The sequence below is a fragment of the Vibrio sp. V38_P2S17PM301 genome (assembly GCF_009904845.1).
GTDB classification, from domain to species: domain Bacteria; phylum Pseudomonadota; class Gammaproteobacteria; order Enterobacterales; family Vibrionaceae; genus Vibrio; species Vibrio proteolyticus.
Window position 1 is genome coordinate 1 of record NZ_WXWO01000003.1, and the last position, 11988, is coordinate 11988.

8 protein-coding genes are annotated in these 11988 nt (G+C 47.0%); 1 reads left to right on the top strand and 7 read right to left on the bottom strand.

Translation table 11 applies throughout. The features are described 5' to 3' along the window. Both CAG64_RS01800 and CAG64_RS01805 read right to left on the bottom strand, forming a co-directional pair. A partial coding sequence (locus tag CAG64_RS01800; protein ID WP_161489262.1) for a hypothetical protein occupies positions 1 to 2062 on the bottom strand: 2062 nt, incomplete at its 3' end. 8 nt (positions 2063 to 2070) lie between these two features. Further along, positions 2071 to 3528: a DUF4150 domain-containing protein gene (locus CAG64_RS01805; RefSeq protein WP_161457440.1), complete on the bottom strand. Its 1458-nt coding sequence runs from the start codon at positions 3526 to 3528 to the stop codon at positions 2071 to 2073. A gap of 273 nt (positions 3529 to 3801) precedes the next feature. Here CAG64_RS01805 and CAG64_RS01810 point away from each other — a divergent pair, with 273 nt between their 5' ends. Then, positions 3802 to 4185, top strand: coding sequence for a cytochrome b562 (locus tag CAG64_RS01810; protein ID WP_161457453.1), 384 nt, complete (start codon positions 3802 to 3804; stop codon positions 4183 to 4185). Here the strand turns inward: CAG64_RS01810 and CAG64_RS01815 are convergent. From CAG64_RS01815 to CAG64_RS01835, 5 genes are all read right to left on the bottom strand, one after another. After that, positions 4182 to 5525 (bottom strand): MFS transporter, encoded by a 1344-nt coding sequence (locus tag CAG64_RS01815; RefSeq protein WP_161457454.1) that lies wholly within the window; start codon positions 5523 to 5525, stop codon positions 4182 to 4184. The two genes, CAG64_RS01810 and CAG64_RS01815, sit on opposite strands and share 4 nt — an antisense overlap. Positions 5526 to 5533: 8 nt before the next feature. Further along, the gene (uhpB, locus tag CAG64_RS01820; RefSeq protein ID WP_161457455.1) at positions 5534 to 7042 is read right to left on the bottom strand and encodes a signal transduction histidine-protein kinase/phosphatase UhpB; all 1509 of its coding nucleotides are present in this window, start codon (positions 7040 to 7042) and stop codon (positions 5534 to 5536) included. Then, on the bottom strand, positions 7042 to 7647 hold the full coding sequence (gene uhpA, locus CAG64_RS01825; protein WP_021706479.1) for a transcriptional regulator UhpA: 606 nt from the start codon (positions 7645 to 7647) through the stop codon (positions 7042 to 7044). Before uhpA ends, uhpB begins: the two co-directional genes overlap by 1 nt. Positions 7648 to 7795: 148 nt before the next feature. Then, on the bottom strand, positions 7796 to 9190 hold the full coding sequence (gene uhpT / locus CAG64_RS01830; protein WP_161457456.1) for a hexose-6-phosphate:phosphate antiporter: 1395 nt from the start codon (positions 9188 to 9190) through the stop codon (positions 7796 to 7798). A 226-nt stretch (positions 9191 to 9416) separates the two neighbouring features. Then, positions 9417 to 11810: a hypothetical protein gene (locus CAG64_RS01835; protein WP_161457457.1), complete on the bottom strand. Its 2394-nt coding sequence runs from the start codon at positions 11808 to 11810 to the stop codon at positions 9417 to 9419. Positions 11811 to 11988: the final 178 nt, after the last annotated feature.

Sequence of the window (11988 nt, forward strand, 5' to 3'; positions counted from 1 at the left end):
AACTAAAGGTTCCATAATTAAACGCTGTTCCATTTTTAAGGGTTCTTTTTATTTTTATTTTTCTGATTTTAATTTTTTTACTATATTTCCCTACAATATAAGAACTTGATATTGGACTCCAATATGAACTATTGCTTAAAACTTTACCTTCACTCCAGAACCACCCGGCCGAATCAACAGCCATTTCTAATTTCTGGCCGACTTTGTCTATGTTATCCATGATTTTTTTCCCCGAAAATGCCTCATAGTTCATATACCCTGACTTTTCATATGTTAAATGCATTAGTCCACGACCATAATAGGGAGAGTAACTCTTTATGTTACCACTATATTCTACTGTTGAACGGAATCTATCTGTTTCGTGGTATGTTTGTGCAATAAAGTGTAACTTTCTTATACATGTGTTTATTTCATATTTATGAAAACATTTGTTCAACGAAAAAGCGAAGCTTTCGTAGTTCCTATCGCTTTCAGATAATATGGATCTTCTGTCGTTAAATAAATCATGTTGATTTAGGCTCTCAGTCTCCCTTAGTTGAGAAACAATATTTTTTAACTCTTCAATTGATATATTTCTATTACAAAAACAAGACTGACCTTTCTTTATAGAAAAAGGCCAATAATGCCACAAATTCATATCGTCTGGCAGGTGGATATGATTTTGCACATCCTGAAGCCAGGAAAACTTATCTGCTCTTAGTTTTTCATGTTGAGAAAATATATCGTGATGCTGGATAAACTCCCGACGCCAAGGTGATATTTGATACTCTTTATGTGAAACAAAGCTCGATGCGTATTTTTCGTCCATGACACTTAAGGCGATCTCATGAATTTGGGCGTACATGTTATGAGAGATGTCTGTGTACCAGTCTGATGGATGTTTAACAATTACTTTCTCGAAATGCTTTCGCTTGTTTTCTAAGTAGATTTTTGCATCTCTGGGTTGAAAATTTGAGAAATCTGTTTGATCTTCTTTACCCATCTCCTCAAGCAGTTTTTTAAAGAAGGGATTGGAGAGTTTAAGAGCACCATCACTCCCGCTGCCGTCAATAGTAATGAGTGGACTTTTGTCAGCGTTTTTAGGGGAAATCATTTTTAAGAAAAATGCAGGAGGTTTGGCTACGGAAAACAACTCAATATGAATACGATTATCTTCTTTTTTGGTTGCCGCCACGTCATTGCTGTATTCGTGTAGTCCCATGTAGCCCAGTTCATCTCCGGCTTTTACTTTAATATGGCCTGCGTCCATATCCACTGGTGGCATGGGTAGAGGCAGAGCAACCACACTGCCATCACGCTTTCTCGCTGCACTTTCAGACATCCATTCTGGTTCGGAAACTGCTTCAGGAACCATCACTGAAGGGTCTTCCAATATATTGAATTTACTTTTTTTACCTGAAGCGAACCAGACTATTTTTCCTTTCATCTTTCGTTCAGCAGATGATGGAGATTCACCAAGTTTAATGACTCTACATTTGATCATATGATAAATTTCGTTGCCGATAGCATATGTATTGGTCGCTTTCTCTTCGGCATATAAGTATTCCAATACGGTGCCCTTTGACATTGACACCTTGTGCTCTAGCTTACTTTTCTTTGGTTCGGAATCAAACTTAAATGTACGGACATTTCTCCCGTCATCCAATAGCTTATAACGTGTTGTCAGGGAAGCGTTGGCACCAATATCGGAAGGTGGTGCTAAGTGCATGTAGAGAGAATAAAGCTTAAAGATCTCTTCGTCTTTTTGGTCAGGATCGCTTATTTCATGCTCCAGTAATACAAAGTTGTTGCTGTACCTGAGTTTTTGGTCTTTATATGTTGTTGTCTGGTAGTCTGGCTGTATTCGGTAAGCGACAATTCGTCCATCCAGCATCGCTTGTATCGGTCTTAACCCTTTTCCCCATGGCACCATTTTTGACGTCAAATGAACGCCACTGTGCCACCCATAGCCTTGACCGAGGAGATAACGGCCGCTTTTTACTTGGTCGAAGAGTTTGGTGAAATCACTGAGCGTATGATACGGCTCACCATTTCTTTGCGTGATCGGGAAAACTGCGTCCATGAGGTACCTTAATCTGAAAATATGTCTTCAAAGACGATAAATGGAGGGCGGTTCAAATTATTGGCTTTGGTATAAACCACGGCATGAATTTTACCTGCATTTGTGGTGAAACCCGACTCTCCGGTGGTGTTGACGATACTGCCCGACGCCATGGCGGAAACGGATAAAAGTGTCTCGTTAGTTCGAGACAGTATGTTGGTTAAAATGTCTGGTAGAGCGCTGGACATCAAGTTCATACCGGTTCTATAACCTTGTACCCCCTCTTCAACAACGGTGAGTGAGCGTGCGGCAGCCTGTGTTTGGATGAAATCTAATCGGGTATCGAGTGCCGCAATCAAATCATTGATGTACCCACTGAGTTGTTGGCTTATCTGTGTCCATAGTACTTGCTGAAGATATTCAATGGTGTTGCCGGTTCCCAGCAAACGTAATTTGGCGAGTAATTCTGCCGGCGGTTCAAGTAGGTTGGCCTGATAAAGAATACGCAAAATATCTCCATTTGGGTGAACCTGTTCAAAAAGCAGTTCTAACAAAGGTTGGTATTTATCTAATGACTCTCGATCTTCCTGAATATAGAACAGGGCGGAAACAAAAGCGGCAGAAAAGTCATTGGAGTGATTTCTGCTCACGACGTGAGGAGAGAGAATTCGGCTTTGCTCGTACACCATGGCCTTGAAGTCATCGTCACTGTATGAGGGAGACAGTAAAACACCCCAGTCATTGGAGACGCCGACTTTATCTTCCCAGAAGGGCGATCTTTGACCTGCAACATAAGTGCAAAAGTTATGTGTGTCGGGGTAAGTTTCTGTTGGCGTATTTTTAGATAACGTGGAGTTGGCCTTATAAGCGTCGCTACTCTCTTTGAGCACGAGTATGCATTCTTTTAATGGTAACTCGCTCACCGTACCAAGGCCTCGCGCATTAAGCACGCCGGAACCAATTTGGCCACCGCCAGATTCACGAAGTTCGAAAGGTGCGTTGGCATAGGGTTGCCCATTAGGGTATCGACAAACGAGGTCGAGAGTGTAGGTACCTTCCTGATCTTCGGTCACAGAGACGGACGGATTCTGAACACCACCAAGACACATCGTATTGGCTTTATTCATGGTCATCTGATCAGACAGCCGGCAGACTCCTATGCCTTCGATACTCACTGTTGGAGAGGCGGAAATAAATTCGGCTTCGGACTCGATAGTGCCGGATGCAACCCCTTTTTTATCGCCTCCTGCATCGCCAGTGCTTTTGGAAAACTTACTTCCTTTAATGGCAATGCTGTTTCCTCCATCCATTGAAACCGTTGTTGTGCCATCCGCTAGATCGGCAGATTTGGCGTTGTTGCCATAAGGGATAGGAACCACGGGTTTACCGACGGTGGTTAAACAGACATCCGGTAAAGTGGCGTTCGCCTCTCCTCCAGAGCCTTGATGGACAACGCTTAATCCATTTGCACAAACGGTGACACCCATAATACGCTCCCAAATAAGCCAAGGGAGTTATGATATACAATAAAGCACGTATAAATCTCACCAAAAGAGTAGGTAAAAAGAATGCTTTAATGTGACTTTGCACTAACTTAGAAGATCTGCGTTGCAAGTCTAATAACGATTATTTAATTATGGTTTTTGTAAGGCAGTGTCTTCTTACATGATGAATTACACCTTGATTCAAGTTCTGCTTGTGCTGAAATGGTTGGTTTCGTTACACTTTCGCCACCTTCAAATAACAATTAAAGTTTTACAATGAAAAAGTTAATTCCGCTGCTGGCGTTAGTCGCTGCAACCAGTGTTTACGCATCAGGCTCTGACCTGAAAGCGACCATGAAAGAGATGCGTGTTGAGTTTAAACATGCGGCTGAAGCACAGAATATTGAAGAGATGGAAGCGCCGGTTGCGAACCTGACTCAGTTGGTAAATCAGGCCAAACTGGGTGTTTACCCACCTGAGAAGCAAGACCTTTATGAAGAAGGGTTTACTAAGCTAACTGTGGCGTTAGATGGTGTTAAAGCACATCTTCAAGCCGGTGAGCTTGAGCAAGCGAAAGAAGCGCTGCGTCAGGTTGACGATCTGCGAGTTGAATACCACGATAAACGTAATCCAAGCATTTGGAGCAAGCTGTTTGGCTAAAAGTTCGTGCTGTTACTCAGGCGTGACTCCTGTGGGAATTGCGCCTGCAAAAAAGGCAACAGCAGTAAGCCGATCACCGCAGCACAAACGGATATGGTGACAAAGAATCCTGTCCAATGGTAATACTCCATGATCAATGCGAGTGGGTAACCAGCCAGAGCCGCACCCATATAAGCAAATAAACCAACAAAACCCGTAGCAGCTCCTGCCGAATCTTTGTGTGAGCATTCTGCCGCTGCCATGCCAATCAGCATCTGCGGGCCGAATACGAAGAATCCGATGGTAAAAAAGCCAGCGGACTGAAATACGAAATTGGTCAGTGGCATTAGCCACAACGCAGCGACCGAAAGAAAAATACCCATGGCGAAAATCAGGTTCATCGGGCCACGGTTACCTCCAAACAGACGGTCGGATCCCCATCCCGCGACCAAAGAGCCAATAAATCCCCCGACTTCAAACAGAGACAATGCCGCATTCGCATTGATCAGGCTGTAGCCGTGTTGTTCTGTCAGGTAAAGATTACCCCAATCGTTGATTGCCGTGCGCACGATGTAGACCAGGACATAACTGAAAGCCAACAGCCAAATGTATTTGTTATTAAACACATAAGCTTTAAGGATCTCCGCCGGTTTGAGGCCCTGACCTTCAATTTCCTGAGCCAGCTCTAGCGGGTCTTTACGCCACTGTCCTACGGTTGGCAAGCCCATGGAAGTCGGCTTATCCCGCAAGCGCCAGCAGAGCAGGAGCCCAATTAATACACCGATCACACCGGGGACGATAAACCCTTGTCGCCAACTGTAGTGCAAGGTGAGGTATCCCACCAGCAACGGAATCATGGCGCCACCAACGTTATGTGCGGTATTCCATATTGCCCAGCGGAATCCCCGCTCCGAACGCGAATACCAGGTCGTGAGCAATTTGGAGCAAGGTGGCCAGCCCCAACCTTGAAACCAGGCGTTCATCACCCACAGGCAGATAAATGCAGCAATTGAGCTCGACAGGCCAAACAGAATGTTGATGATGCCAGTGGCGATTAACCCCAACCCCATGAAGTATCTTGGATTGGAGCGGTCCGAAATGATGCCGGAGAGAAATTTAGACAGCCCGTACGTGACATAAAACAGAGTACCGATGATGCCGATGTCACCTTTATCCAGCCCTAAGTCGGCGATCATGGCTGGCATGGCGTAATTAAACGTTTTACGCGTTAGATAAAACCCCGCATAACCCAAGTACATTCCGAGCATGATGTGTAGCCGCCAGTACTGGTATTTTTCACGAGTCTGAGCTTCATTCAGTGTCGCTGTGAAGGTCGGCATTGCGCGTAAAAGTCCGAACATTCCTGGCCTCATATTCTTGGTATTTGCACACGAATATGTGTGCCATTGGGTTGTGCACTTTCTGTGGTATGGCTGACAAGACTAAACTGGCCACCAAGAGCCTGAACTCGTTCTTGCATACCCCTTAAGCCAAGACCTTTCATTGAATCCTGAGGTTTAAATCCGATGCCATTGTCCTTGATATCGAGGACAACCAGCTCGCTCAGACAAACCACAATGCGAATGTGACTGGCATGAGCGTACTTCTGGGCATTATTCAGCGCTTCCTGGCACAGCCGATAGAGGGTGACGCTGGTGGCATCATTCAGGGAGTCTGATTCTCCTTGCCACTCTATGGTCACATCTGTGCCTATGTGCTCAAACTCCATTTCTCGGACCAGTTGCTCTATGGCTTCGACCAGGTTGAGGTCATCCAGCGTTTTGGGGCGCAAACGGGTGAGCAGACCTTTGGTGGTGTCATAAACATTCAATGACAACGACTCAATCGTATCCGCGCAATTGACGCCCATCTGATTGGTTTCAACACGTTTGATGATACTTGCTTGAGTGCGGATCGCAGTAATGTTCTGACCGATTTCGTCATGCAGTTCACGCGCCACTTCTCTACGTACGGATTCTTCCGCCTTTACTAGCTGCCGTGACAGGCTCTGATTGCGTGATAGCTCGTTACGCAGTTGCTGGTTTAAGTCTCGCTGGCGTTGCACCGTCATACCGAGCAAAATCCCCGTCAGAGTTTGGGCAGATAGGGACAAGAGAAGATCCGTGATTTCCAGTTGAGATACGCCACTGCGCGCGGCGATCAGCGCGATACTATTGAGCAGCGTGCCGAGTAGGGCACCTTGCCAGCCATAACGAACCGCGAGCAGAATGATCGGAATTGCCAGGCAAAAAGGCGCAAAACGGCGCAGTTCGTCAGGCAAACCGATTTGCAATGCGATACTGGCCGAAAACAGCAGAGAAAACAGCACTACTGGCCGGATCTGAAATTGGATCGGTCGAGAGATAAGATTTGAGGTGAGCGGGATCCAGGTACTCTGGAACAGGTAATTCCAGATCAGATAACAACTCGGAACCAGCATTAAGCCACCGGTAATGCTGACCAGCCAGACCATGTAGATCGATGAGACGTGCGAACTCACTGCCAGTACATTGATAAACGCGGTCGACAGGATCACTGCGGACATGACGACTAAGCGTCGCCACTGAGTACCAAAATAGTAGCGTTTGGCCAGCCAGGTCACCGGAATGCTGAGCAGACTGGCGCCCAGAATAGTTAACCATTGCGGTTGCTCAAGCAACATCGCCAAAGCGATGGTGAGCAGCCATTCGGCAATGTAGGAGCAGGCCCAAAAGCGTGGACTGGTATGCAGAGTAATCCCGAGTCGTAGCGCAAATGGGAAGAACAGAATTGCCAGCTCTGGATCGTTAACGAAGTAGTATGAGATCACCCACAAACAGAACCAACTGCAACTGATCAGCAACCAGCCACTTAGGGATGTGAGCAGGAAACGGCGCATTACAAGGAGGTGTCCTGAAACAGTTTCGCCAGAGAGACATTATTTTTTACCCCTAGCTTATCCATCGCATTCGCCCGATGTACATGGACGGTTTTATGGCTTAGCCCCAGTTCTGCGGCCACGGCTTTGACTTCTAGGCCGGATGCCAGCATTTCGCAGACCTGACGCTCTCGTTTGGTCAATTGCGCCAGTGAAGGGCGGCTTTTTGGGGTTGCCAGCTTCAGGGCAATATCTGGCGTCAGGTAGCAGCCGCCGCTGGCGCTGGTGCGCACCGCCTGGATAAGCTCATCCGGACTACAACGTTTACTCAGGTAGCCCAGTGCGCCAGCTTCCAACGCTTTTTCAACCATGGCTGGTGAGTCATGCACGCTGAGCATCACGCAAGCGATGCCGGATGGCAGTTCCTGCAGCAAAGCGAGCCCGCTCTCGTCTGGCATTGAGATGTCAAGAATACAGACGTTGGCGCCAGAGCCGGGTAAACCCCGTCGCGCTTCCGCAACCGAGCCGAATTCACCCACAATGTGAATATCCGTTTCCAGTCCGAGTAACTGGGCAAAACCGGACCGGACGACAATGTGATCATCTACGAGCGCGACATTAATCATAAGTGAGATTCAAACTGGACAAGAAAGCGGCATAACTTAGCGCCGGGATGGCGATTACGCAACCGAATTGATCAATAAAATGGGTCAGAAAATAAAAAAGCACGCCAACTGAGTAACAGATGACGTGCCATTGGGGAAAGGTGAGCGATTAAGCCTGATGTTCAGCCAACTCTAGCTTCTTCGCACGGCGGATCTTTTTCTCTTCGGCAATCGCAACGAATGCCAGCAGAACAATACAGATCATCGCGGATGTATCCAGCGCAGCGAACGTGCCTTTCCAGCCGGTTAGACCGAAGATTGGTGTACCGTCAGCGATCATACCGAGGCCCAGCTTAGCGAAGCTGTCGCCAATCAGGTAAGCGAACGTTCCTTTGATGCCATCCGCCACACTAATGGCTTTTTTCGGCACGAAACCAACTGCAGCCACACCGATCAGAAGTTGTGGACCAAACACCAGGAAGCCGAGTACGAACAGAGAAGCCAGATACATAAACTCATTAGCGGCGTGCTGGTAGAATTCCAGTGATACGATGATCAGCCCCAGTGAAACACAAGCAACCAAGGCGCGACGGCCATTGGCAAGATCTGACAGGTAGCCCCACATCAGTGTGCCAACCAGTGCACCAACTTCAAACAAGGTAAAGCCGGAGATGGCGGTTTCTTTAGATAAGCCCAATTCCTGATAGGCATAAACTGTAGACCATTGATCGATACCGATACGAACGATGTACAGGAAGATGTTGGCGAAACACAATAGCCAGATCACTTTGTTTTTTAGCACGTATTCAACAAAGATCTCACGTTTGGTCATCTGTTTCTCTTCGGCTGTAGTGTCTTCCTCGCTCACCGGCTCATCAAACAGCTCTTCAACCTTACCCAGACCATAAGCCTCAGGTGAGTCGCTGCCAAAACGCAGTCCGACAAAGCCGACGATAAGCGCAATGATCGACGGGAAGATAAACATACCGATAACATGACCATCAAACAGGACGTTGGCACCAAACAGCGCCACACCTGCAGCCCCCGCGCCACCAACGTTGTGCGACATGTTCCATAGCCCGAGGTACGAACCACGCTTGTTGCGCGGCGTCCATTTGGTGATGGTTGAATAGCTTGATGGGCCACCGGTACTCTGGAAGAAACCGCTTAGTGCGTAGAATGCCACCATCAGAAACAGACTGGCGCTGCCACCGCCCATGCTGAAACTGAAACCGAGCATAGCCAAGCCCGACAAAATCAGCATAAACGGCAGGAACTGCTTGGTGTTTTTGCCATCGGCGTAATAAGAGACAACGGTTTTACCGATCCCGTACGTGATCGAGAATCCAAGACCGATCAAACCCAGTTCTGTCATCGACAGGCCATAGGTGGAGATCATGTCGTTTTGGGCGACGTTGAAGTTTTTGCGAATCAGGTACATGGTCATGTAACCGATAAACACCACCAGGTAAGACTGGATAAATGGCTTGAACCACATTTTTCGGCGGATCTCTACCGGCAGATCTAAGGTCGGTTTACGGACCTGTTCGAGTAGTTTAAACATGCGGAATCCTCAGACTCAGAAGTTGTCGCCGGGCTGGAAAGGGCCGGCAAATTAAAATGTGTTTACGCTGGCGAGAAGTGTAAGCCTGAGAGAAATGCATGACCTGAGAGCGAGACTTAGAAAAACTAGGAATATTTCCTAGAAATAGAATTATCAGTAATAAAGCGTGAATAGGGTCACAGAAGGTAAGGAGAAAAGGCTCCCCCGAATGGGAAGCCTCGAGTGGTTATTGATTGCAGTTGCGCTCTCCGGGAATACCGCTGCCCAGAAATTCAAAGCGAACTCGTTCTACGTTTTGCAGATATTGAGTATCGGCCTGGCCGAAATCCGCCACTTTGACATTCCACGTCGTGAATGGGGTCGGTTCAAAATACGCGTACGCCAGTTTATTCGCCACCGCGCCGTCGAGAATAATACTGGTCTGGTTATGTTGAGCGTCATCCAGGCGATAATCGAACGAACGGTTAAGTGGTGTTGAACTGAACGCAAATTGCTGGTCTTTGAAGCGATCCTGATAGTTGCCTGAGTTGGATAGCTTGAGGTTGAATTCCTGACCGTAAGGCAACGATTCGCCTTCCAGGTAAACACGCAAAGTCGACAGGCGAACGCGGTCGTAGCGACAGAATTTTTCATTATCCAACGCGAGTTGCACATTCAATTCACCATGTTCGGCCAGGCTCTGTAACTGCGTTTTATCATCGATGATAAAATCTGTGACTGCCAGGCTGTCTTGTGGTGCAGGGTCAAACCGCTCAAGTGCGTTGAGATATTCAGATTCAATCGTAGCCAGATCACTTTGATAATCCAACGCACTTTTGTTGAGTGATGGTTTGAGGCTGCTTTCTTTTAATGCCCAGTACTTATACGCTTGCTTGTAATTGGCCAGTGCAATGAACATGGGGCGTTTGAAGTGAGTCAGCATCCGTGACAGCTCTTTCTCGATGGTATCAAACTGGCCGGATTCTTGTTGGTAATCCGTGATAGCTTGTTGCAATCGAGCTTGCTGATTTTGAGATACTTCCTGAGTTAACAGCATATCCAGCATTTTCGCCTGTTCGTGAGCCAGATTGAGTTGGGCGGTGTTGATGCCTTTCCCCAATAATACCTGCTTCTCCAGTTCCAATAGATATTGTCGCGCGCCTTTGATACCCAAACTGTCGGCAAAGCGCAGGTTGCTGCGCACTTCTGCCAGCATCAGATCCCAGGCAAGGTTACTCTCTTCAATCGTTGGCAGCGCAAAATTAAACGTGTCCAGGGCTCCGGCGATTTTTTGAATTTTGATACTGCCTTTGGCTTCATTGGTCAGCTTGGCGATTCCACCGATGGATTTACTGATGTTGTCTATAATGCCGGTGACGTTCTTGATGTTTGTGACCAGATTCTTGGCCCTAGACAATGTTTCAGGTGTTTGGGATAGCTGCTCAGTGAGGTCGTTAACGGCCCCAAGGTTGCCAGTAAACACGCCGCTGATGGCGCTGCCGAGCTCGGCAATGGCCTGAAAAATCTGCAGGGCTGCGTTTAGCTCCTGCTGCGTTTTCCACACTTCAACACCATAAACATAATTGCTTCGTGCGCTCAGCGCCGTCAGCTCTTGTGTATTGTAGCGCTTTTCAAGTGCACTGAGGCTCTCATGAAGCTTGCTGACGTTTTTGTCGCTCTGATCAATGATAGACTGTTGTGCGTTTAAGACATCAGTGACATTGTCCAGAGCTCGTTGAGCGGCGTCCAGCTTGTCCTCAATTTTAGTCTGGCGGTCAGAAGCCAGATCCCATTGGGCTTGATATGCAGCCATAGCATCCAGATAAGCGCGGTATTTGTCTTTATACAAAGTCCGGTCAAGCCGTGGCACGTACTGGTCGGACTGCGCGCTGAGCGTAATGAACTGCTGAAAAGCAACCGCCTGCAAATACAAATCAGCAAGCAGGGGATCTTTTTCCAGGGCATCATCTGACAAGCGCAGGGTTCTTTCTGCCCAGCAAATCATTTTACCTGCCACAACAGGGTTGGTATCAAACACCGCGCTCGCAGCATCAAAGATGCGACCCTCGATATCCACCAGAGAGGCCGTGTGCTGTAGCAGGTATTCATTAAGGTTGGTGGTAATGTCCACGCTGCGATAAGTGTCTCCGGCAGTTAACACAGAAATGCCAAGTGTATCTGCGTCATTGAGTTTATCGACGCTGACGGTGTCGTTGCTTCGAAATGCCAGAATATTAATGGTCGGCTCAACGTGATCAGCAATGATGGTAAAGGAAGCAACAGCCCCTTCTTTGCCTAAAACAAAGTTGGCTGTGCCATGGCCAATGACACGGCGAGCGAAGATCAGAATGTTCTGATTGTCGATCAGATGATTAAAGTTCTCATCAATTTCTAGTGTATCGGCAAACAAAACAACACGAGTCGGTTTAGTCACATATAAATTCTGTTCGGCTATCCAATCGCTGAAATTGACGTATAAGTCGGATGTGGTTCGGGATATCACAGAATTATTAATATAAGCTTTTTCTGTCCAGGATGGAATATTTACGTTTCCAGGAAGATTATTAACTTCCAGCCAGTCGTTTGCCAAAACAATAGAGGGTGACAGAGTCAGTGAAATTAAAATAGGAAGAAATTTCATAAAAATTTTCCTTAAAATTATTTTTTATACGCAGGATAAATTAATGCCCGGAAATAAAAGCCGGGCAGTGAGTTTATTTATAGGTGTTACTTTATTTCTTGGATGTACGCATTATTAGCAAAAGCTTTGGCTTTCTCGCTGATATCTCTCCAGTTTTTCTCCGCTACTGTGGTGTTAG

Bases quoted from the DNA above. Each gene is read 5' to 3' on its own strand.
- CAG64_RS01815 (WP_161457454.1), bottom strand. From the start codon at position 5,525: ATGTTCGGACTTTTACGCGCAATGCCGACCTTCACAGCGACACTGAAT.
- uhpB (WP_161457455.1), bottom strand. From the start codon at position 7,042: ATGCGCCGTTTCCTGCTCACATCCCTAAGTGGCTGGTTGCTGATCAGT.
- uhpT (WP_161457456.1), bottom strand. From the start codon at position 9,190: ATGTTTAAACTACTCGAACAGGTCCGTAAACCGACCTTAGATCTGCCG.
- CAG64_RS01810 (WP_161457453.1), top strand. From the start codon at position 3,802: ATGAAAAAGTTAATTCCGCTGCTGGCGTTAGTCGCTGCAACCAGTGTT.
- CAG64_RS01805 (WP_161457440.1), bottom strand. From the start codon at position 3,528: ATGGGTGTCACCGTTTGTGCAAATGGATTAAGCGTTGTCCATCAAGGC.
- CAG64_RS01835 (WP_161457457.1), bottom strand. From the start codon at position 11,810: ATGAAATTTCTTCCTATTTTAATTTCACTGACTCTGTCACCCTCTATT.
- uhpA (WP_021706479.1), bottom strand. From the start codon at position 7,647: ATGATTAATGTCGCGCTCGTAGATGATCACATTGTCGTCCGGTCCGGT.